The 21,676-nt window shown below is 73.8% G+C and carries 14 protein-coding genes; 12 read left to right on the top strand and 2 right to left on the bottom strand.

Annotated features, from left to right (window positions below; all coding sequences use genetic code 11):
- Window positions 1–31 precede the first annotated feature (31 nt).
- Window positions 32–955 carry a CHAP domain-containing protein gene (locus tag NR792_RS21910; protein WP_375754621.1) on the top strand — a complete coding sequence of 308 codons (924 nt, stop codon included), beginning with the start codon at window positions 32–34 and terminating at the stop codon, window positions 953–955.
- A gap of 77 nt (window positions 956–1,032) precedes the next feature.
- Window positions 1,033–1,452, top strand: coding sequence for a hypothetical protein (locus tag NR792_RS21905; RefSeq protein ID WP_375754620.1), 420 nt, complete (start codon window positions 1,033–1,035; stop codon window positions 1,450–1,452).
- 13 nt (window positions 1,453–1,465) lie between these two features.
- Here NR792_RS21905 and bla read toward each other — a convergent pair whose 3' ends face one another.
- Window positions 1,466–2,224, bottom strand: coding sequence for a subclass B1 metallo-beta-lactamase (bla, locus tag NR792_RS21900; protein ID WP_375754619.1), 759 nt, complete (start codon window positions 2,222–2,224; stop codon window positions 1,466–1,468).
- A 185-nt stretch (window positions 2,225–2,409) separates the two neighbouring features.
- Complete coding sequence (locus NR792_RS21895; RefSeq protein WP_375754617.1) at window positions 2,410–4,863, bottom strand: protein kinase; 2,454 nt, start codon at window positions 4,861–4,863, stop codon at window positions 2,410–2,412.
- Window positions 4,864–5,019: 156 nt separating this feature from the next.
- Here NR792_RS21895 and NR792_RS21890 point away from each other — a divergent pair, with 156 nt between their 5' ends.
- The 10 genes from NR792_RS21890 (at window position 5,020) to NR792_RS21845 (ending at window position 21,674) form a co-directional block, all read left to right on the top strand.
- Window positions 5,020–14,559: a flagellar hook-length control protein FliK gene (locus NR792_RS21890; RefSeq protein WP_375761666.1), complete on the top strand. Its 9,540-nt coding sequence runs from the start codon at window positions 5,020–5,022 to the stop codon at window positions 14,557–14,559.
- Window positions 14,560–14,572: 13 nt separating this feature from the next.
- The gene (locus tag NR792_RS21885) at window positions 14,573–15,181 is read left to right on the top strand and encodes a hypothetical protein (RefSeq protein WP_375754616.1); all 609 of its coding nucleotides are present in this window, start codon (window positions 14,573–14,575) and stop codon (window positions 15,179–15,181) included.
- Window positions 15,182–15,238: 57 nt separating this feature from the next.
- Entirely contained in the window at window positions 15,239–15,934 is a 696-nt protein-coding gene (gene queC, locus NR792_RS21880) for a 7-cyano-7-deazaguanine synthase QueC (RefSeq protein ID WP_375754615.1), read from the top strand.
- Complete coding sequence (ddpX, locus tag NR792_RS21875) at window positions 15,934–16,560, top strand: D-alanyl-D-alanine dipeptidase (RefSeq protein ID WP_375754614.1); 627 nt, start codon at window positions 15,934–15,936, stop codon at window positions 16,558–16,560. The genes queC and ddpX overlap by 1 nt, the downstream gene beginning before the upstream one ends.
- Before the next feature lie 96 nt (window positions 16,561–16,656).
- Window positions 16,657–17,892 carry a serine/threonine-protein kinase gene (locus NR792_RS21870; RefSeq protein ID WP_375754613.1) on the top strand — a complete coding sequence of 412 codons (1,236 nt, stop codon included), beginning with the start codon at window positions 16,657–16,659 and terminating at the stop codon, window positions 17,890–17,892.
- Window positions 17,893–17,946: 54 nt separating this feature from the next.
- Window positions 17,947–18,759 carry an alpha/beta hydrolase gene (locus NR792_RS21865; RefSeq protein WP_375754612.1) on the top strand — a complete coding sequence of 271 codons (813 nt, stop codon included), beginning with the start codon at window positions 17,947–17,949 and terminating at the stop codon, window positions 18,757–18,759.
- A 124-nt stretch (window positions 18,760–18,883) separates the two neighbouring features.
- The gene (locus NR792_RS21860; protein WP_375754611.1) at window positions 18,884–19,513 is read left to right on the top strand and encodes a methylthioribulose 1-phosphate dehydratase; all 630 of its coding nucleotides are present in this window, start codon (window positions 18,884–18,886) and stop codon (window positions 19,511–19,513) included.
- On the top strand, window positions 19,510–20,055 hold the full coding sequence (locus tag NR792_RS21855) for an acireductone dioxygenase (RefSeq protein WP_375754610.1): 546 nt from the start codon (window positions 19,510–19,512) through the stop codon (window positions 20,053–20,055). The genes NR792_RS21860 and NR792_RS21855 overlap by 4 nt, the downstream gene beginning before the upstream one ends.
- The gene (gene mtnC, locus NR792_RS21850) at window positions 20,052–20,753 is read left to right on the top strand and encodes an acireductone synthase (protein ID WP_375754609.1); all 702 of its coding nucleotides are present in this window, start codon (window positions 20,052–20,054) and stop codon (window positions 20,751–20,753) included. The genes NR792_RS21855 and mtnC overlap by 4 nt, the downstream gene beginning before the upstream one ends.
- Before the next feature lie 36 nt (window positions 20,754–20,789).
- Window positions 20,790–21,674: an S-methyl-5'-thioadenosine phosphorylase gene (locus NR792_RS21845; protein WP_375754608.1), complete on the top strand. Its 885-nt coding sequence runs from the start codon at window positions 20,790–20,792 to the stop codon at window positions 21,672–21,674.
- Window positions 21,675–21,676: the final 2 nt, after the last annotated feature.

Genomic DNA, 21,676 nt, shown 5'->3' with positions numbered 1-21,676 from the left:
GCTGTTTGACGTACAACGATTCCGGGGTTGAATGCGTCCGCGTTCACCCCCGGAGGACTTGTTGCTGCTGCGTCGTTCGTCGCTCGTCACCCTGATGTCGCTGGGCTGTCTGGTGGGTTGTGCGCACGTCCCGGACGCCGCGCCTCGCATGGCGGTGGAGCTCCCGGTCCCGTCCGCCACGCGGTCGTCCGTTGAACCACCCAGGGTCGCGGCGGTGGGCGCGGAGGGAGCACTGGGCGTGAAGGCCGAAGCGCCTCCGCCGCTGGCCTTCGTGACGCCCGAGGGCAGCGAGGGGCTGGCGGCGCTGCTGGAGGCGGACGCGCACCCGGTGCCGGAGGAGGCGGGCGTCATCGCGGCGGCGCTGGAGGCCGCGGCGCTCTTCACCGGACCCACGCAGGGGCCGGGCGGCTTCTGGGAGGAACTGCTGCCGCCGCCGTCGAAGCAGGCGCGCGGCATCGTGGCGCGCGCGGCGCAGCTGGTGGGCGCGCGGCGGTTGGACCGCTCGGTGCCCAATGACTGCTCGGGGCTGGTGCGGCTGGCATATCTCCAAGCCGGCATCGACCTGGTGGCGCACGGCTTCCTCGCGGGAGAGAACGCGGTGACGGGCATCTTCCGTCGCGCGCAGGCGGCGGGCGCGGTGCGCCGGCTGAACCCGCGTCCGGGCGACCTGGCGTTCTTCAAGGAGACGTACGACCGCAACCGCGACGGCAAGCGCAACGACGGCATGACGCACATCGCGGTCGTGGAGGCCGTGGCGCCGGACGGCACCGTGACGTTCATCCACCGGGGCGGCAAGGGCGTGGCGCGCAGCCGCATGAACCTGGCGTTCCCCACGGTGCACAAGCTCAACTCGGGTGCGCTGCTCAACGATTTCATCCGACCGGCGAGCAAGGGGACGCGCGCGTACCTCGCGGGCGAGCTGTTCGTCGCGTTCGCTTCACCTGGAGGTTTGTAGTCTCACGGCAGTCCCGAGGGCTTGCTCGCACCGCGAGCGCGTTTGAATCCCGGCGCGGGTGTGGCGTCATCCCGCGCATGAGATTGCCCCTGCTCCTGGGATGCCTGTTGCTGTCGTCCGGCTGCCTCGTGGCGGAGACGCGCCCCTCGCGTCCTTCGCGTCCGCCTCCGAGGCCGCCCCCGTCCCGTCCGGTGGCGATGGGCTACGACGAGGCCGTGCGGCGCGGGTTCGACCAGTGCCGCGCTCGCGGCTACCGCTGCGATCTGCAGGAGGCGCACCTCACCGGCAACGACGTGTGGAAGGTGAAGTTCCGCGTGGATGGCCGGGGCGAGAAGGGCCACCTGCACCTGGACTACGACGCGTACTCGCGCAACCTCATCAAGGTGAACGACAAGGTGAAGGACAAGGGCGGCCACGGCCACGGCCACGACAGGGACGACGACTGGGACGGCCCGGGGCGTGGCAAGAAGAAGGGCCACGCGCGCCGGGACGACTGAGCCGCCAGGTTTCTCAGGGCGAGGCCTTCTTCAGCAGGGCCTCGGTGTGCTCCAGCAGCTCCGTCCCACCGGGCTGCTCGTGGCCGGGCACGATGACGCGGGCGTTGGGGAAGTGCTCGCGCTGGCGCTGGAGACTCGAGGGCCACGCGGCGACATCCGCGTCCTCCAGGTTGCCCAGCGTCTTCGCGGTGGCGTCCTTGATGAAGCAGCCGCCATAGAGGATGCCCGTGGCCGGGTGCATGACGACGAGGTTGTCGGGCGAGTGGCCCGCGCCGGGGAAGAACACCGACAGCGGTCCGAAGTCCTGCGCATCCGTCAGCCGCTCCGAGGGCACGGGATTGCCCTTCGCCGAGGCGCGGCGCGCGGTGTCTTCCCGTCCGTGAACGGGGATGCCCTGGGCGTCGAGCGTGGGGATGCCGCCGGTCCGGTCGACGTGGAAGTGCGTCACCACCGCGGCGCGCACCGGGTGGTGGAGCGTGTCCTTCGCCCAGGTGAGCAGCGCCCGGGCGTGCTCCGGCTTCCAGCCGGTGTCGACGAGGATGGACGCGTCACCGTCCTCCACGAGCAGCCCGTTCGCGGTGATGCCTGCCCAGTCCCCGCCCGCTTCCGTGACGTGCATCCACACGCCCGGGGCGAGGCGCCGCACGCGCACGTCTGGCGTGAGCACGAATTCCTCCTGGGACGGCGGAGGCCCGGAGGGCGTGGAGGCACAGGCCGTGAGGAGGAGCAGGAGCGCCGAGGCGCGGAGCGGTGTCATGGGGAGGGAGTGCATGGGAAGCCCGCCGCGAGTGCAAGATGGATGCACAGCGGCTCCGCCGCGCTTCCGCCCGGGAACCCGTGCGGCCCCGAGGCTCTCGGGACACACGCGTGTTCCCGGAGCCACGCCAGGTCAGCGGCGTACCGCCCGAACCTGTCCGACTGTCGGACAGGTTTGGACCTCGTCGAGGGCCGGGGGGCTCAGGGCGAGGACTTCTTCTTCAGGTCTTCGATGGCCCGGATGAGCCCCTGCGTGCTGCAGGCCTTGCCTCCGCCGGACGCCTTCTCCCGGGGGGCTTGCTCCAGCGCACGCGTGAGGGCGGGCAGGGCGGCGGGGTCGCCCAGGGACGCCAGCTGCGAGGCCGCCTTCGTACGCACGCCGCAGTCGCTGGACTCCAACGACGCGGAGTAGAGCTCCAGCCGGTCCAGGCCCGCGTGGTCCTTCGAGTCCAGGTAGCGCAGCGCGCCCCACTGCTTCGTCGAGGGCTCTGCCCGGGCCAGGGACTCGAAGTGGGAGCGCACCGTGGCGGCGGGCAGCGCCTCCAGGGCCCTGCGCGCGGAGAGGTCCTTCTCGTTGTTCCCGAAGTCCTCCGCCAGCCCGTCCAGCAGCCCCAGCTCCGGCGCGGCCCGGCCCTCCTCGTCCAGGCCCAGGATGAGGCCGTGCTCCTCGTTGTGCGCGTTCAGCGCGTGCTTCACCGCCGCGCGCAGCCGCGTCGTCTCCGCGCCCTTCGGCACGTCCTGCTCGTTCAACCGCTGGAGCGCTTCGGCGGGCTGGCCGTCCTTCAACAATGCCCGCGCCTGCACCAGCGGATCACTCGCGTGCACCGTCCAGGCGACGCCCACTCCCAGCAGCACCAGCGCTCCCGCGGCGCCGGCCAGCACGCGGGGGCGCTGACGCAGGAAGGCCATGCCGAAGGCCATGCCCTCGAGCGCCTTCGTGCGCAGGCCGTCCAGCGGCGACTGCCGCGTCCCGGGCTCCCGGTGGCCCAGCGCCGCGCCGAACGGTGAGCCCTCCGCCGAGCGCGTCACCCGGTACAGCTGCACCTTCTCATCGCGGCCGGGCAGGGGGATGGTGCCGCAGGGCTCGGCGGGGGCCTCGGCGCGGTTGCGCACCATGTTCACGGCCTCGGTGAAGGTCACCTCGTCCGCGGCGGCCACGTGCTCCACCGCCTTCACCACCTCCATCGGCTCGCCGAGCACCGCGTCGTTCGTCACCAGCACCTCGCCCGCGTGCAGGCACACGCGGATGTGGAGCTGGTGCTCCATCGGCACCGTCTGGTTGTAGCGCCAGAGCGCCTGCTGCATCGCCATGCCGCAGCGGATGGAGGAGGAGGGGGCGCGGAAGACCGCGAGCAGCGCGTCGCCGCGCTTCTGCACCAGGCGCCCGTCGTGCTCGCGCACCAGCGGCATCAGCAGCCGGTCGTGCGTGTCCAGCATCCGCGCGTTCTCCTCGTGCGTCTGCCGGCTCATGCGGTCGGTGAAGCCCTGGATGTCGGTGAGCATCACCGTCACGTTCTGCGCCTTCGTCACCGCCGCGCCGCCCGTCACCGCGGGCATCCCGCCGCCCGTCACCCGGGCCGCCGTGCCGAACGCCGCCGTGCCCGTGCGCTGCGGCGCCTGCACCGGAGGCGCTGTCACCGAAGGGGCGGCCGGGGCCACGCCGAACGCCGCCGTGCCGGAGCCCGGGCCCGCGGGCGCGGGATTCACGCCGAACGCCGCCGTGCCCGAGCCAGGGAAGGCCGGCGCCGTTCCAGCGGCGGGCGTCGCGTGGACGATGGGCGTGCCCTGGCTGGGGGTGAAGGCCATCAGCGCCGCGTGCGCCAGGCCCAGCGCGTCCGCGAGTTCCTTCGCCGTCTGCGGCCGCTTCGCCGGGTCCTTGTCCAAGAGCCGCATCACCAGCGACAGCAGCCCCACGTAGCGCGACAGCTGCGGAGCCGCGCGATCCAGGGGCAGCGGCGCGGCCGAGGCGTGCTGCGACAGGAAGTGGCGCGGCGAAGGCCCGTCGAACGGCAGCCGCCCGGACAGCACGCGGTAGGCCAGCACGCCGAAGGAGTACAGGTCGCTGCGCGTGTCCACCTTCGCGCCCACGGCCTGCTCCGGGGACAGGTACTCCGGCGTGCCCAGCACCACGCCCACCTGGCTGAGCGCGCTGTTCGCGTCCGGCTCCACCAGCCGCGCGATGCCGAAATCCAAGAGCCGCGCCTGCTCGCCGCGCACCGACGGGGAGATGAGGACGTTCTCCGGCTTCAGGTCGCGGTGGATGATGCCCTTGTCGTGGATGGCCGCCAGGCCTTCCGCCAGCTGCTGGAGCAGCGCCAGCGCCCGGGGCGCGAGGAGCGGACCGCCCTGGAGCGCGTCGTAGAGGCTCTGCCCCTCCACGAACTCCATGACGAGGCACGCGGCGTCGCCGGACTCGCCGAAGTCCACGATGCGCACCACCGCCGGGTGCTCCACGGCGGACAGGAGGCGGGCCTCGCGCTTGAAGCGCTCGGCCATGCCGGCCTGGGCGTGCAGGTCGTGGTGGAGGACCTTGATGGCGACCTTGCGGCCCAGGGAGACCTGTTCGCCCAGGTACACCTCACCCATGCCCCCGGAGCCCAGGGGCCCGAGGACCCGGAAACGACCGTCGAGAACCAGTGCGTCGGGGGCCAGCACGGCGCGGCATCTTGCACGGCTTCCGGCCTGGGCGCATGACGTTCCTCCAGGGAGGATTCACCTGGGTACATCGTGCCCCGCCGCCTGCCTCCCAGGCGGGGGTTTGCCCAAAAATTCCAGGACTTAGGGGGCATGGTAGCCTCCCCAGCCTCACCGATGGCCACCGATAGCGAGTCCCCCAAGCCCGTCGCGCCCGCTTCCGGCGCCGCCCCCGAGCTTCGCCTGTTGGATCGGCGTGCGTTCGTGGGCTTTCCGGCCTTGGAGGTCCAGCCCGGGCTGCGCATCGCCGACTTCGCGCTCCAGATTCCGGACGTCAGCTTCCCGTTCAACGTCAGCGCGGGCGCCACCCGGTACCAGCGCAAGAAGCTGCTCTTCGGCTTCCTGGAGCTGACGGTCGACGCGGACCTCGTCACGCGCAAGGTGGCGGAGCTGGCCGGGCGGCTCGCGGGCGTGGAGGAGCTGCGGCTGCACTTCCGCCCCGGCTACCTGGAGGGCCAGGGCCGGCTGCCCGCGCCGGAGCGCACGCCGTTCACGTTCAAGATCGCCTTCGACGCGGACGGGGACCGGCTGGCCGTCTACGTCTACGACGTGCGGCTGTATGGCTTCTCCGCCACGCCGTCGGTGCAGCTGCCGGGCCTCTTGTCCGAGGCCGTGGGCGCGCTGGGCCTCTTGCCGGACGTGGAGGTGCGCGGCGCCACCGGCTTCTCCACCCGCGTGCTGCCGGCGCTGTGCGAGCTGGCCGCGCTGAGCCGGGGCTACAAGGTGCCCACGCTGGACACCGCGCGCCTGTCCGCGGCGGAGGTCTCCAGCACGGGCCTGCGGCTGCGCTTCGCCGCCGGTGGGCTGCCGCCGCCCGCCGCGCCGGACGAGGAGCTGATGCTGGCGCTGGAGGGCGCGCGGGCCTTCGCGGACGCGGAAGCGCTGGTCGCGCAGGGCCGGCTCGCGGAGGCGCGGCAGGCGTACCTCCAGGCCGGAGACGCGCAGGACGCGCACCCGTTCGCGGCGGAGCGGCTCTTGGCGTTGCTCGTCGCGGATCCGCAGGCGCATGACCTGGCCCTGGACGTGGCGGCCACGCTGTCGCGCCGCCGGGACCGCAGCCCCGCGGCGCTGTGGGGCGAGGCCGTGGTGCGCGAGCGCCGGGGCGAGGGTGCCCGCGCGGCGGAGCGCTACCTGGCGCTGTGCGCGCTGGCCCGCCGCACGTCGGAGGAGGCCGCCGCGTTCTTCGCCGCAGAGGCCGCCGCGCGCTCCTCGCGCGACACCGCGCCCCAGGTGGCGGTGAAGGCGCTGCACGAGCTGCTGGGGCTCAAGCCGGACCACCTGCCGTCGTTGAAGGCGCTGGCGCGCGCGTCGGACCAGGCGCGCGACCGGGCGGGCGCGGTGCGGGCGTACCGGCGGCTCGCGGCCCTGGCTCGCGATCCGTTGGAGGCCGCGGACGCGCACGTGCACCTGGCGCGGCTGTGCGCGCAGACGGAGGACGACATCGCGGGGGCCCGGCTGCACTGCGAGGCCGCGCTGCGCCTGTCGCCGGATCAACCGGACGCGCTGCTCCTGCTCGGTGAGCTGTGCCACCGCGGCGGCGAGCACCTGCGCGCGTTGAAGGCGCTGGACCGGCTGCGTGAAGTGTCCATGGCACGCCATGAGCTGGACCGCGTGGGACAGGCGGACCTGCTCGCGGGCCGGGTGTGGGAAGACGGCCTGAAGCAGCCGGAGAACGCGCTCTTGCGCTACCGCGAGGCGGTGTCGCTGCTGCCCGGTGAGCCGGAGCCGCTGTTCGCCTCCGCGCGCGTGGCCGAAGGGCTGGGCCGGTTGCAGGAGGCCCTGAGCGGCTACCAGCAGGCGCTGGAGCTGGCGGGTCCTGCTCCGCGTTCGGAGAGCGTGCGCCACGCCGCGCACGAGAGCCACCACGCGCTGGCGCGGCTGTCGCGCACGAAGCTGGGCGACCCGGCGCGGGCGCGCGAGCACCTGGAAGCGGCGCTCGCGTTGGATCCGCGCGACGCGGTGGCGCTGGACGAACTGATCCCGTACTTCCGCGTCACCGGCCGCTCGCAGGAGCTGGCCGAGGCGCTGGAGAAGGCCGCCGCCCTCAAGGAGGAGCCGAAGGCCCGCGCCGCGCTGTGGGCCGAGGCCGGCGAGCTGTACCGGGGCAAGCTCCAGCAGGCGGACAAGGCCGACAAGCTGCTGACGCTCGCGCTGGAGGCGGACGGCGACCACCGGCCCGCGCTGGAGTCGCTGCTCGCGCTGGCCGAGGCCCGCCGCGACGGCGCGCAGCTCACCCGGTGCCTCGCGGCGCTGGCGCGGCTGACGGTGGAGCCGAAGGAGCGGGCGCAGAAGTACCGCCGGCTCGCGGTGGCCGCGCGCGACCTGGCGTTCGATCTGGACCTCGCCGTGCACGCGCTGCAGGAGGTGCTGCGCGCGGAGCCGGATGACCTGCCTGCGCTGGGCGAGCTGTGCGCGTTGCAGCGCAAGCGCGCCGACCTGGCGGGGCTCGCCACGGCGCTGGAGGACCGCGCGCGCGTGGCGGAAGCGCAGGGCGACAAGCGGCTGGCGGCGGCGGCGCTGCGTGAGCTGGCCGGCGTGCTGGAGGCGCGGCTGGGTCGCGTGGGCGACGCGCTGGTGGCGCTGGAGAAGGCCGCGCGGCTCGCGCCGGACGCGGCGGTGCTGCTGGACCTGGCGGACCTGAGCCTGCGCTGCGAGCGGCCCGAGCATGCCCGGCGCGCGCTGGAGTCGCTGCTGGCCACGCTGCCGCGCACCGCGGCGCCGGAGAAGCTGGCGGACGTGCGCGCGCGGCTGGGCCGGGCGTGCGAGCTCCTGGGTGACCGCGAGGGCGCCATCGCCGCGTACGCGCAGGCGTTCCCGCTGCGGCGGCTGGACGACGTGCTCGCCACGCGGCTGGAGGCCCTCTACACGGAGGCCGGCGAGACGCAGGCGCTGGCGGAGCTGTGGGCCACGCGCGCGCAGGCGCTGGCGGGCGCGGACCGGTCGGAGGAAGCGGCGCCGCTGTTCCTCCAGAGCGCGCGTGCCCTGCTGGAGCGCGGGGAGAAGGCCGCCGCGCTGATGCGCCTGGCCTCCGCGCTGGAGGCGAGCCCCGAGGGACCGCTCGCCGCGGAGGTGCTGGAGGCGCTGGCGGAGCTGGAGCTGGAGCGCGGCGAGAAGCTGGAGGCGGCGCGGCTGTACGCGCGACGGGCCACGCTGGTGCCGGATGCCCGGGCGGGCGCGAAGCTGCTCTTCCGCGCGTCGCTGCTGGCCGCGGGCACGAGCCGTGAGGAGGCCTTCCTCGCCGAGGCGCTGGAGCGCGACGCGACGTTCGCGCCCGCGCGGATCCGCCGGGGCGAGCTGCGGCTGACCACGGATGCCCGCGCCGCGCTGGAGGACTTCGAGGCGGTGCTGGCGCTGCCGCCCGCGGACGTGGACGCCCCGCGCGAAGCGGAGCGCGTGGCCCTCACGCGCAAGGCCGCCACCGCCGCCGTGCGCGCGAACCGCACGGACGCGGCCCGGCGCCTGCTCGCGGAGTTCTGCGCGCGCACGCCGGAGGACCTGGACGCGCGGCTGGAGCTGGCCGCGCTGCACCGCAAGGCCGGCGCCCGCGAGGCCCTGGCGGACCTGCTGGTGGAGCTGTGGCCGCGCCTCTCCGGAGACGCCCGCCGTCAGGCCCGCCGCGAGCTGGCCGAGCTGTGCCTCTCCCTGGGCCGTGCGAGCGCCGCGGCGGATTCGCTGCGCAGCCTGCTGGCGGAGGAGTCGCAGGACGCGTGGGCGGCGCAGGCGCTGCTGGAGCTCTTGCCCCCGCCCGGCACCGGCACGCCGGAAGAAGAGGCCGAGCGGCTGGAGCTGCTGGGCACGCTGGTGTCCGCCGCGTCGGGTGAGGCTCGCGCCGAGCTGCTCGCGCGCCGTGCCGCCCTGCACCGGAGCGCGGGCCGCACGGGTCCCGCGCGGGATGACTGCGCCCAGGCCGCGAAGCTGTCGCGCCGCCCCGCGCCGCTGCTGCTGATGCTGGCGGAGCTGGCGCGCGAGGCGTCGGACGCGCCCGCGGAGCTGGATGCGTGGCGCCGCGCCGTGGCCGCGGATGCCACCCTGGGCGCTCGCGCTCGCGAGCGGCTGCTGGCCCTGGCCACCGTGCTGCTGGAGAAGGACGAGCGCGCCTCCGCCGGGGACGCGCTGCGTGCCGCCATCGCGCTGGAGCCGCCCGCCGACGCGCGGTGCGACGCCTTCTTCGCGCTCGCCGAGCTGGCCCGTCGCGAAGGCAAGCCCGCCGACGAAGCCGCGGCGCTGGTCGAGGCCGCGCGCCAGGGGCCCATCGCCCGCCGCGTGGAGGCGCTGCTGCTGCGCGCCACGCTGCTCGAAGACCTGGGTGACCGCGAGGCCGCCGCGCGCGACCTGGAAGCCGCGCTGGTCCTGGCGCCGCGTCACGAAGAGGCCACGCTCGCGTTGCAGCGCGTGCTGCGCGACCTGGAGGACTGGGCCCGGCTCGCGGAGCTGCTCGCCGCAGAGGCGCCCCATGCTCCGGCCGCCGTCGCCGCGTCGCTGTACTCGGAGCTCGCGAGCCTCTACCTCGACCGGCTGGGGCAGGGTGCGCCCGCCGAGGCCGCGCTGCGACAGGCGCTGCGGCTGACCCCGGCCGACGCGGCGGTGCGCCGCCGGCTGGTGTCGCTGGTGGCCGGTCGCGGCGAGCTGCTGGAGGCCGCGGGCCTGCTGGAGGCCGCGGCGGAGGACGCCGACGCCGCCGAGGCCGCGGCGCTGCTGCGCGAGGGCGCCACCTACGCGCGGCAGGCCCAGGAGCTGGACCGGGCGCTGGCCCTGGCGCGTCGCGCGCATGCGCGGGTGCCGGCGAAGGGCGAGGACCTGGCCACGCTGGCGGACCTGCTCTACCTGCGCGGCGCGGTGCGCGAAGCGCTGCCGTTGCAGGAGGCCCTGGTCCAGGCGGCGGACTTCCGCTCGGCTCCGGAGGCAGCGGAGGCCATGAGCCTGCGCCTGGGCGACCTGGCGGAGCAGGCTGGCGACGTGAAGCGCGCGGTGGCCGCGTACCGGCACCTGCTCGCGGAGCGTCCCCTGTGCGAGCGCGCCGTGGAACGCCTTGCCGCGCTGCTGGAGCGCGAGGATCCGCGCGGTGCCTTCGAGGTGCGCGTTGCCCACGCGCGCGTGCTGGCGCCGTCCGAGGACACCGTCGCGCGGCTGGTGTCGCTGGCGGAGCGCGCACGCGAGGCGCTGGCGGACGCGGGCATCGCCGCGTCGTTGCTGTCGCATGCGGCGACGATGGCGAAGGAGCCCTTGCCCCTGCGCCGCCGGCTCGTCGCGCTCTACCGCGAGACGGGCCGCACGTCGGAGCTGCTGGCGGAGCTCCAGCCGGTGGCCGCGCTCAGCCTCCAGGCCGGGGACGTGGACGCCGCGCTCGCGGCCCATGACGAAGAGGCCCGGCTCGCCGAGTCGCTGGGCCGCACGGACGAAGCGCTGCGCTCGCTCGCCAACGCGCGCGACCTGCTCGCCGCCGGGGAGCGCAACGCGGAGGCCGCCGCGTGCGAACGCCGCCGCGCGGAGCTGCTGCGCGACGTGAAGCTGGACCTGAACGCGGCCGAAGCCTCGCTGGAGCGCGCCTTCGGGTTCGCCGCGGAGCTGGACACCGCGCGCATGGGCGCGGCCCTGGCCGAGCGCCGCGACGACGCGGCCGCCGAGGCGCGCTGGTGGGAACGCGGGCTGCCCCGGATGACGGGCACGCGCGAGGGCGCGGCGGTGCTGCTGCGGCTGGCCCGCCTGCACCTGGGCGAGCTCGCGGACCCGGCGAAGGCGGAGGGCTTCCTTCGGCAGGCCCTGCGCCAGGACCGGTGGCTCACGGAGGCCGAAGGCCTGCTCGCGGAGCTGCTGGAGCGCGACGGCCGGCTCGCGGAGCTGGCCGCCTGGTACGAGGAGTGCGCGGAGGCGGAGATCGACGCCGACCGTCACGCGGCGCTGCTCCTCCAGGCCGCGGTCCTCTACCGCGACCGCGCGAACAAGCCGGAGGCCGCCGCCGCCGCGCTCATCGCCGCGCGCGCCGCGAAGCCGGACGACCTGGACCTGACCGCGCAGGCGGCGGAGCTGCTGCACCAGGTGCGCCGCCCCGCCGACGCCGCCGAGTTCGACGCCATCCTCCTGGAGGCGGATCCGTTCCGGGAGCCCGTCTTCACGCGCCACCGCGCCTTCCTGGAGGAGAGCGGCGAGCGTCAGGCCCTGGCCGAGCTGATGCTCCGCCGCGCCGAGCGCCAGACGCCCGCCGAGGCCGCCGCGAGCTACCTCGCCGCCGCGAGCGCCTTCCGCGAAGAGGGGGCCCGCGAGCGCGCCATCCTCTGCGAGGACCGCGCGTTCGAGCTGGACCCCTCCAACGCGGAGGCCTTCCAGCACGTGCGCGAGCGCGCCGCCGGTGACGTGCGCCGGCTGGCGGACCTGCTGGGCCAGCGCGCGGAGGCCGTGGCCCCCTCGGACGCGCTGCCCCTGTTGCGTGAGCGGGCCCAGCGCCTGCTGGACGCGGGCGAAGCGCTCAAGGCCGCGGAGGCCTTCGACGACTACCTGGGCCGCGCGGGGGGCGACGTGGATGCGCTCTGCGCCCGCGCCGAGCTGGCCGCGCAGGGGGGAGGCCCCGCCGCCGCGCAGCCGTATGACCGCCGGGTGCTGGCGCTGGGCGGCGACTCGCTGCCGGTGCCGGTGCGCGTGCGCACGTGGCTGCGCCTGGGCCATGCGTCGCTCGCGTCGGGTGCGTTCCACGACGCGGCGGATGCCTTCGAAGCCGTCGTGTCGCTGGAGCCGGAGGGCGCGCGCGGCGGTGAGGCGCTGTCGCTGCTCGCGGAGGTGCACTCGCGCACGGGCAACGGCCCCGGGCTGTACCGCGCGTCGTTGCAGCTGGCGCGCAGGGCCCAGGACGCGGCGACGGAAGAGGTGCTGCTGCGCCGCGCGGCGGACCTCTTCGACGACCCGCGCGAGGCCATCGACGCGCTGGTGCCCCTGGCGCGGCTGCGCCCGGCGGACGCGAGCGTCATTGACCGTGCGGTGGAGGGCCTGCGCGCCCTGGGCCGCCACGGCGACCTGCTGGGCATCTACGAAGTGGGCGCGGAGGCCGCGGGAGGCTCGCGCGCCGCGGAGCTGCTGCTCGCCGCCGCGTCCGTGGCGAACGAGTCGCTGTCGGACGCGGACACGGCCTGGGCCCTCACGCGCCGCGCGGCGGAAGCGGATCCGGAGAATCCGGCCGCCCTGCGCGCGCTGGTGGACGGCCTGCGCGCGCGCAAGGAGTCCGCTGGGCTGCTCGCCGCGCTGGAGCGGTTGATTCCCCTCACGGAGGACGCGGACGAGTCCGCGGTGCTCCGGCTGGAGTTCGCGGCGCTGGCGAAGGACGCGGGCCGTGAGGACGCCGCGCGCGACGCGCTGGAGGCCGTGGTGTCGCGGGGCGCTTCCGGCGCCGGCTACGCCGACGCGCTGGAGGCCCTGGAGCCGCTGCTCGGTGAGGCGCACGCGCGCCGCGCGGAAGTGCGCGTGGCCCGCGCGGAGCTCGCGTCGGGTGAGCAGCGCGTGTCGCTGCTGGTGGCCGCCGCGCGCGCCTTCGAGAAGGCGGGCCTGCTGGACGAGGCGCTGAAGGCCGCGAAGGCCGCCGTCGCCACGGAGCCGGACCTGCGCGCCGCGCTGCTTGTCGCGCACCTGCACCGCGCCTCCGGAGACGCGCCCCGCGCGGCCCGCGCGCTGTTGCAGGCAGCCCGGCTCGCCGCGCCGGAAGAGCGTCCCCCGCTGCTGCTGGAGGCCGCCGGCCTCTGGGAGAAGGCGGGCGAGATGGGCGAGGCGCTGGAGGTCATCGAGCGCATCGCCACCGACGCACCGGACATGCTGTCCGCGTCGGAGCTGGCCGAGCGCTTCGCCCGCCTGGGCGCCTTCGCGCGCGCCCTGGACGTGGGCTTCGCGCCCGCCATGGCCGCCGGCGAGTACACCGACGCGCTGGCCATGGCCGCGCAGGCGGGCGACGTGCCCCGGACGCGCGTGGCCCTCTGGGCCCTGGTCGCGATGCCGGACGCGGATCCCGCCCACGCCTCCGCGCTGGCGGACGGCCTGCGCGAGGACGCGGAGTGGGAAGGCCTGCTGGAGCTGGCGGCCCTGTCCTACGAGCGCGACACCGCCTTCGCCGTGGCGCTGCGCGACGAAGTCCTGCGCGCCCGTCCGGCCCCGGTGCTCGCGCGCCTGCGCGCCCTGGAGGAGGTGGGTGGGGAGCCCGGCCTCGGCGCGCGCCTGATGCTCCTCCTGCCGGAGCTGGGCCTGGAGCCGGAAGCGCTGGCGGAGGCGGTGCTCGTCCGCGTGCGCGCGCTGCCGGAGCCCGCGCGGCTGGAGTCCCTGGCCTTCGCCGCGGACGGCTGGCCCGCGCGCCGCGAGGAGCTGCTGCGCGAGCGCTACGCGCTGGAGCGCCAGCTGGGCAACCTGGAGTCCGCGGAGCGCACGCTGGCGCTCATCGCGGAGGACACCAAGGACGCCAAGGCGCGCGCGCTGCTGCACCTGGAGCGCGGTGAGCTGCTCCAGGGCCCGCTGGCCCAGCCCGCCGAAGCGCGCGAGGCCTTCGAGGCCGCCCTCACCGACGACGCGGACAACCTCGCCGCCGTGCAGTCGCTGCTCGCGCTGGTGGACGAGGCGCGCGAGTCCACGGTGTTCCTCTCGCTGGCGGACACCCTCGCGAAGCTCGCGGGCGCCGACGCGTGGACGCCGTACCGCGAGCGCCTGGCGGACGCGTACGAAGCCCAGCAGCGCTGGGCCGAAGCGGCCACGCAGCTGGAGCAGCTTCCGGACACGGACGAGCGGCTGGCCCGCCGCGTGAAGCTCGCCGACGCGCGCGGCCTCGTGGGCGAAGCGCTGCGGCTGCGCGAGCGCCTCACGCAAGACCCCGCGGAGCTGGAAGTCATCCTGCGCGGCTACCTGGACGCGCAGCTCGTGGGCCCGGCTGTGCGACTGGCGGAGCGGCTCGCGGACGCGCAGCAGCTCACGCCCGTGCTGACGCGGTGGGTGACCGAGCGCTTCTCTCCGTCCCCGGACGGCGCGGTGCTCGCGGTGCGCTTCTGGCCCGCGCTGCTGCGGGAGAAGTGGCCGGACGTGGACGGCTGGACGCTGTACGCGGAAGCGCTGCGCGCCCTGGGCCGTCCGGAGGCGGAGCGCACGGACGGCATCGGCGCCGCGCTCGTCGGCAGCGATGCCCCGGCGCCTCGCGCGCCCGTGTCGCGACTGGCGCGCCCCGCGCAGGACTTCCAGCACCCGGAGCCGGAGGGCCTGGTGCCGGTGACGGAAGCGAGCCTCGCGCGGCTGCACGTCGCGCTGAAGCCGGTGCTCGAAGCGCTGGGCGCGGAAGGCGTGCGCGTGTCCGTGGACCCGCGCGGCGGCGTGGAGGCGTACCTCACGTCGCCGGACGCGCTGGTGCTGGGCGCGGGCGCGCTCGGCTGCTTCGGCGCGGTGGAACTGGGCTGGCTTTGCGCGCTGGCGCTGGCGCTGGGCGCCGACGGTGTGGAGCTCACCCGGCCCGGCGCGGTGCTGGTGTGGGAGGACGCGGCGGTGGCGGCCTGGCGCGCGATGCCCGCGTCGCTGGCGGCGGGGCGCGTGCTGGCGCGGCTGGACTCGGACGTGCGCGGCGGTGACCCGGCGGGCGTGGATGTGGGCGCGGTGCTGGCCCGCAGCGAGGCCTTCCGTCAATTGGCCCTGGCCTCGCTGGACGTCTAACCTGGAGCGCCTCATGCACCTGAAGCGACTGGCACTGGCGCTCTTCCCCGCGGCGGCCCTGGCCGTGGCGGTGGGCTGTTTCTCCGACCCCGTGTACCCGGGCAACCAGGTGATGGGGACGTTCCGCTTCCAGGCGAAGCTGGACGCGGCGCGCACCACGTGCGACGCGGGCTCGCGGGACTTCGCGCAGCTGGACGACGCGGGCACCTTCACCTTCGAGGGCACCTTCTCCCGCGACACCGACGCGGGCACGGGCTTCTTCACCGTGCAGGGCTTCTCGCGCGACGCGGGCTACACCGGCCAGAGCGTGTCCTCCACCCACCGCGCCACCGCGCGCCGCGACTCGTGCGGCACCGGCTGCGAGGACTCCGAGATTGAAGAAGCGCTCAACGTCATGCTCCTGAGCGACAGCCAGGCGCGCAACGTGGCGCGCGACTGCAAGCGCCTGGACGGCAGCGTCCCCGAGGGCGACATCCCGGCCCCCACGGAGAACGGCTACGACGTGTCGCTCGCGTGCGGCTCGCTCACGGACGTCTTCCTGCCGGGCAAGGGGACGGCCTGCAAATGCAACCCGTCCACCTGCACCACCGTGTACACGGTGAGCGGCGACCGCATCGACTGAAGCACCCCGGGCCTGTCCCCGTCGTGTAGTGTGCGCCGCCCCGAAGTGGAGGATGGAATGGCGAAGCGTGCGGTGGTGCTGCTGTCCGGCGGCCTGGACTCGACGACGTGCCTGGCGATGGCGAAGGCGGACGGCTTCGAGCCGGTGTGCCTCTCCATCGCCTACGGACAGCGCCACGCGGTGGAGCTGGAGCGCGCCAAGAAGGTCGCCGCCACCATGGGCGTGCGCGACGTGCGCGTGGTGACGGTGGACCTGCGGCAGGTGGGCGGCTCGGCCCTCACGGACGACATCCCGGTGCCCAAGGACCGCTCGGAGGACGACATGTCCCACGACGTCCCCGTCACCTACGTGCCCGCGCGCAACGCGCTGTTCCTCTCGCTGGCGCTGGGCCTGGCCGAAGTGGTGGGCGCCACGGACCTCTACATCGGCGTCAACGCGGTGGACTACAGCGGCTACCCCGACTGCCGCCCGGAGTTCATCCGCTCCTTCGAGGCCATGGCCCAGCTGGCCACCAAGGCGGGCGTGGAGGGCGCGACCTTCAAGGTGCACGCGCCGCTGTCCGGCCTCACCAAGGCGCAGATCATCCAGGCAGGCGTGAAGCTGGGCGTGGACTACGGGATGACGCACTCCTGCTACGACCCGGACGCACAGGGCCGCGCGTGTGGCCGCTGCGACAGTTGCCTGCTGCGCGCGAAGGGCTTCCAGGAAGCCGGCGTGCCGGACCCCACGGTGTACACGGACGAGGTGCGCTGATGCTCTCCGCGACGGGCCTCACGCTGACCCTGGCGCTGCTCGGAAGCGCACCGAAGGCCGCCACGCCCAAGCCCGGGGCGGAGCTGGTGGACGCGACCACCGTCATCCCGGACCTGGTGCTGGACCTGCGCTACGCGACGAAGGACAACTTCCTCAAGCGGCAGGTGTACCCGGACGGCGCGCGGTGTCTGTTGTTGCCGGACTCGGCGAAGCGCCTGAAGCAGGCCGCGGACGCGCTGCGCCCCCAGGGCTACCGGCTGAAGGTGTACGACTGCTACCGGCCGCGCGCGGTGCAGTACGAGATGTGGAAGATTCTGCCGAAGCCCGGCTACGTGGCGGACCCGCGCAAGGGCTCCAACCACAACCGGGGTGGGGCGGTGGACCTGACCCTGGTGACGACGGACGGGGCGGAGGTGGAGATGCCCACCGCCTTCGACGACTTCACCCCCGCGGCGCACCACGGCTACCGCGGCGGCACGCCCGCCTCGCGCGAACACCGGGAGGTGCTGCGCAAGGCCATGGAGGGCGCCGGCTTCCAGCGCAACAAGATGGAGTGGTGGCATTACGACCTGCCCGGCGCTACGAAATTGCCGGTGCTGGACGTGCCCTTCACCCCGGCGGGGTGATGCCTGGCTGCTCGCCAGCCCAGTGGTTTCGCGCGGTTGGGTCACGACTGCGCGTAGGTGTGCGCGCGCACGGAGTGCCTGCTATTCCTGGCGCCCATGAGTCAAACGCTCTCGGTCGGCCTGGAAAACACGCTCATCACTCCGTCCTCCGGGGCGCAGCTGGCGCCCACGCTCGTGCCCGGTGCCTCCACGAGCCAGCGCCGCAACACGGTGCTGCCGCGCGTGGAGTGGAAGGGGCAGCAGCCCAGCGTGATTCCGCTGCAGCGCGAGCGCTTTGAAGAAGTGCGCCCGCTGGGGCAGGGCGGCATGGGCGAGGTGGTGCTGATCCGCGACCACGACATCGAGCGGGAGGTCGCGCTCAAGCGGCTGCCCCCGGGCGCGGACCTGGACCGCGTGCTGCGCTTCGTGGAGGAGATCCGCACGGTGGGCATGCTGGACCACCCGAACATCGCGCCCGTGCACGACGTGGGCGTGGATGAGCAGGGCCGGTACTACTTCCTGATGAAGCACCTGAAGGGCGAGACGCTGGAGTCCATCATCGCCCGGCTGCGCAAGTCGGAGCTGGACGCGCTGGTGCGCTATCCGTTCCAGGTGCGGGTGCAGATCTTCCTGGGCGTGCTGCACGCGGTGGCGTACGCGCACGGCAAGGGCTTCATCCACCGCGACCTGAAGCCCGCGAACATCATGGTGGGCCCCTTCGGCGAGGTGACGGTGCTGGACTGGGGCCTCGCGCGCCGCGTGGGTGCGTCCGCCGCCCGGGCCATCGCGGAGGGCGCGCCGACGGACCTCCACTCGGCCCGGCCGCTCCAGACGGAGCTGGGCTCCGTGGTGGGCACGCCGCTCTACATGTCCCCGGAGCAGGCGCGCGGCGAGCACGACACGATGGACGCGCGCAGCGACGTCTACAGCCTGTCGGTGCTCTTCCACGAGCTCTTGTCGCTGACGCACTACCTGGACGGCCTCCAGGCGGTGCCGGACATCATGAAGGCGGTGCAGACGCGCACGCTGGAGATGGGGTCCATGCATGCCAACAGCGCGCAGGGCCCGGTGCCCGCGGAGCTGATGTGGTTCGTGAAGAAGGGGATGAGCAAGGACCCCCAGGAGCGCTTCGAGTCGGTGGACGACATGGTGACGCAGCTGCAGGCCGCGCTGGAGGGCCGCATCCACGTGCACTGCCAGCGCACCATGCTGAAGCGGACCCTGCACAAGGGGCTGCGCCTCGCGGACCGCAACCCCATGGGCCTCATGGCGGCGGGCGTGGTGGGCGCGGGCCTGGTGATTGCTTCGGCGGTGAACCTGGGCCTGTCGCTCTTCGGCGCGATGCTGCACTGAGTACCGCGTCGCGGTTTGTCGCCCCGGGAGCGCGCGGTGTGATGGAGTGCCAGCGTGCAACGCCTCCGCCGCCTCCTCATGGCCTTCGTCCTCGTCACCGGCATGCTGTACTTCGCGCTGTGCGCGGTCGCCTTCGCCGCGCAGCGCTCGCTCATCTACCCCGCGCCCCACGCTGAGCCGGGGATGCTGCGCGACCAGCCCGGCTTCGGCGTGGTGCCGCTGGCCAGCGGTCTCAACGTGGACCGCTTCTACCTGCCCGCGCCGCCGGGAGCGCCCACGGTGGTGCACTTCCACGGCAACGGCGAGCAGCTCCTGGGGCAGCGGGGCTTTGGCCAGGCGCTGGGGGACGCGGGGCTGGGCTTCCTCGCGGTGGAGTACCCGGGCTACGGCGCGTCGCCGGGCAGCCCGACGGAGGCGGGCCTGTACGCGTCCGCGGAGGCCGCGCTCCAGTTCCTGCGCGAGCAGGGCGTGAAGCCGGAGGACCTCGTGCTCAGCGGGCGCAGCCTGGGCACCGGCGTCGCGGTGGAGATGGCGCGGCGCGGGTACGGCGCACGCATGGTGCTGGTGTCCCCGTACACGTCCATGGTCGCCATGGGCCAGCGCATGCTGCCCTTCCTGCCCGCCTCGCTGCTGATGCGCGACCGCTACCTGTCGTTCGACAAGGCCCCGCACATCCCCATCCCCGTCCTCATCATCCACGGCGAAGAGGACGAAGTGGTCCCCGTGGACATGGGCCGCACGCTGGGCCAGCGCTTCCCGAAGGCCCGGGTGGTGACCGTTCCGGGCGCCCACCACAACGACGTGCTGGAGCGGGACGGCCAGGAGGAGTTCGCGCGGCTGGCCACGTTCGCGCTCGACGGAACCTGAGCGGCCCGGCAGGACGCATGACGTCCTGCGTCGCGTTCCCTTGCGCCTACCGGCGACCCCCGGATTATGCTCGGTGTCATCAACGCGATGTTTCATCGCGTCCTCAAGCGCCCCCGAGGGATGGATGAGCATCGACCCGGCCCCTGCCGCGACCCTGTCCGAAGCGGCCCGTGAAATCGTCGAAGTGGGCCGCTTCCTCAGCGTGCGCAACTTCGTGCCCGCCACCAGCGGCAACTTCTCCCGCAGGCTGGATGCCCGCACCGCCGCCGTCACGCGCTCCGGCGTGGACAAGGGCGAGCTGGTGGATGCGGACATCCTGGTCGCGGACATCCACGCGCCGCCGCCCAGGGGCTCGTCCGCGGAGACGCCCCTGCACCTGCAGCTCTACAGAGACCGGCCGGAGGCGCAGGCCGTGCTGCACACGCACTCCGTGGTGGCCGCGCTCCTGTCGAACCTGCGGCTGCCGGAAGGCGAGCTGGTGCTCCAGGACTTCGAGTTGCTCAAGGCCCTGGGCGACACGCGCACGCACGAGGCGGCGGTGTCCATCCCCATCTTCCCCAACGACCAGGACATCCCCCGGCTCGCGGACAAGGTGACCGCGATGCTGGCGAAGCGCACGGACCTGGTCGCGTATCTCATTGCCGGCCACGGGCTGTACACCTGGGGCCGGAGCATGGCCGAGGCGCGCCGCCACGTGGTGGCGCTGGAACACCTGCTGACGTACGAACTCGAGAAGATGAAGGTGCGGCGATGAGCAAGCTGATTGTCTACAACGACCACCAGCCGGAGGCGCCGCTGGGCGTCTTCACCGAGCCCGAGGACATCCGTCGCGAGCTGAAGCCCGCGGGCGTGCGCTTCGAGCGCGTGAACGCCTCGGTGGACCTGCCGGACGGCGCGGGCCAGGAAGAGGTCCTCGCGGCCTACAAGCACATCGTGGACGCGGAGATGAAGGCCCACGGCTACAACACCGTGGACGTGGCGCGCATCAAGCCGGACGCCCCCAACGTGGAGGCCGCCCGCGCGAAGTTCCTCTCCGAGCACGCCCACACGGAGGACGAGTCGCGCATCATGGTGGAGGGCAGCGGCTGCTTCTACCTGCACGCCGGCGACAAGGTCTTCCAGGTGGAGTGCACGCGCGGTGACCTCATCAGCGTGCCGGAGGGCATGAAGCACTGGTTCGACATGGGCGCCGCGCCCCGCTTCGCCGCCATCCGCTTCTTCATCCGCCCGGACGGCTGGGTGGGCCACTTCACCGGCGAGACCATCGCCGAGCGCTTCCCGAAGTACGCGCCGTGAGTGCCCCCAAGGCCATCGTCACGGACATCGAGGGCACCACCAGCTCCATCGCCTTCGTGAAGGACGTCCTCTTCCCCTTCGCCCGCAAGCACCTGGCGGAGTACGTCGCGACGCACGGGCAGGAGGCCGCCGTGCGCCAGTGCCTGTCCGACGCCCGCACGCTCGCGGGTGAGCCGGCGTTGGGCGACGTGGGCACCGTCGCGCTGCTCCAGCGCTGGCTGGACGAGGACCGCAAGGCCACGCCGCTCAAGACGCTCCAGGGGCTCATCTGGGCGGACGGCTACGCGCGCGGGGAGCTCAAGGGCCACGTCCACACGGACGCGGCCCGGGCGCTGCGCGAGTGGCACGCGAAGGGCCTGCGTCTGTATGTCTATTCCTCCGGCAGCATCGCCGCGCAGAAGCTGATCTTCGGCTACAGCGTGGAGGGGGACCTGACGCCGGTGTTCTCCGGCTACTTCGACACCACCACCGGCCCCAAGGTGGAGGCCGCGTCGTACACGAAGATTGCCCAGGCGCTGGAGCTTGCGCCCGGGGACATCCTGTTCCTCTCCGACAACACGGCGGAACTGGACGCGGCGAAGCAGGCGGGCCTGCGCACCGCGGCCCTGGACCGGGGCGAGGTGGCCCTGCCGCCGGGCCACGGGCACCCGGTGTTCCACGACTTCACGTCGCTCGATCCGTTCGCGCGCGTGTCCTGAACTGATTCTTCATCCCGGAGCGGAGTCTCCCCATCCATGTCGAGTTCCAACAAGCCCGTGCTGGGCATCATCGGCGGCAGCGGCCTGTACCAGATTGACGGCCTGACGGACGTCTCGTGGCGCCGGGTGTCGTCGCCCTTCGGTGAGACGTCGGACGAGTTCTGCTTCGGCCGCATCGGCGACCAGCCGGTGGTGTTCCTGCCGCGCCACGGGCGTGGGCACAAGCTTCCCCCGTCGGAGCTGAACTTCCGCGCGAACATCGACGCGCTCAAGCGCAGTGGCGTCACGGACATCCTCTCCGTCTCCGCGGTGGGCAGCCTGCGGGAAGACCTGCCGCCCGGCACCTTCGTGGTGGTGGATCAGTTCGTGGACCGCACGTTCGCGCGCGTGAAGAGCTTCTTCTCCCAGGGCCTGGTGGCGCACGTGTCCATGGCGAAGCCCGTGTGCTCGCGCCTGGGCGACGCGGTGATGTCCGCGTGCGAGGGCCTGGACATCAAGGTGGTCCGCGGCGGCACGTACTTGGTGATGGAGGGCCCGCAGTTCTCCACGCTCGCGGAGAGCAAGCTGTACCGGCAGTGGGGCTGCGACGTGATTGGCATGACCAACATGCCGGAGGCCAAGCTCGCCCGGGAAGCGGAGATCTGCTACGCGAGCGTGTCGATGGTCACGGACTACGACTGCTGGCATCCGGACCACGACGCGGTGACGGTGGACCAGGTGGTCGCGGTGCTGCTGGGCAACGCGGGCAAGGCGCGCGGGCTGGTGAAGAACATCGCGCCGCTCGTGAGCCAGCACACGGCCCCGTGCCACGCCGGCTGCCAGACGGCGCTGGAGCACGCCATCATGACGTCGCCCGACGCGCGTGACCCGGCCATGGTGGAGAAGCTCTCCGCGGTGGCGGGCCGCGTCCTCAAGCGCTGAAC

The sequence above is a fragment of the Corallococcus exercitus genome (genome assembly GCF_042231735.1).
Classification (GTDB): domain Bacteria; phylum Myxococcota; class Myxococcia; order Myxococcales; family Myxococcaceae; genus Corallococcus; species Corallococcus exercitus_B.
This window is presented reverse-complemented; position numbering and strand designations above follow the sequence as displayed.

Excerpts from the sequence above, each read along its gene's own strand:
- NR792_RS21910 (WP_375754621.1), top strand. The coding sequence starts at position 32 with ATGCGTCCGCGTTCACCCCCGGAGGACTTGTTGCTGCTGCGTCGTTCG.
- NR792_RS21905 (WP_375754620.1), top strand. The coding sequence starts at position 1,033 with ATGAGATTGCCCCTGCTCCTGGGATGCCTGTTGCTGTCGTCCGGCTGC.
- bla (WP_375754619.1), bottom strand. The coding sequence starts at position 2,224 with ATGCACTCCCTCCCCATGACACCGCTCCGCGCCTCGGCGCTCCTGCTC.
- NR792_RS21890 (WP_375761666.1), top strand. The coding sequence starts at position 5,020 with ATGGCCACCGATAGCGAGTCCCCCAAGCCCGTCGCGCCCGCTTCCGGC.
- NR792_RS21885 (WP_375754616.1), top strand. The coding sequence starts at position 14,573 with ATGCACCTGAAGCGACTGGCACTGGCGCTCTTCCCCGCGGCGGCCCTG.
- queC (WP_375754615.1), top strand. The coding sequence starts at position 15,239 with ATGGCGAAGCGTGCGGTGGTGCTGCTGTCCGGCGGCCTGGACTCGACG.
- ddpX (WP_375754614.1), top strand. The coding sequence starts at position 15,934 with ATGCTCTCCGCGACGGGCCTCACGCTGACCCTGGCGCTGCTCGGAAGC.
- NR792_RS21870 (WP_375754613.1), top strand. The coding sequence starts at position 16,657 with ATGAGTCAAACGCTCTCGGTCGGCCTGGAAAACACGCTCATCACTCCG.
- NR792_RS21860 (WP_375754611.1), top strand. The coding sequence starts at position 18,884 with ATGAGCATCGACCCGGCCCCTGCCGCGACCCTGTCCGAAGCGGCCCGT.
- NR792_RS21855 (WP_375754610.1), top strand. The coding sequence starts at position 19,510 with ATGAGCAAGCTGATTGTCTACAACGACCACCAGCCGGAGGCGCCGCTG.
- NR792_RS21845 (WP_375754608.1), top strand. The coding sequence starts at position 20,790 with ATGTCGAGTTCCAACAAGCCCGTGCTGGGCATCATCGGCGGCAGCGGC.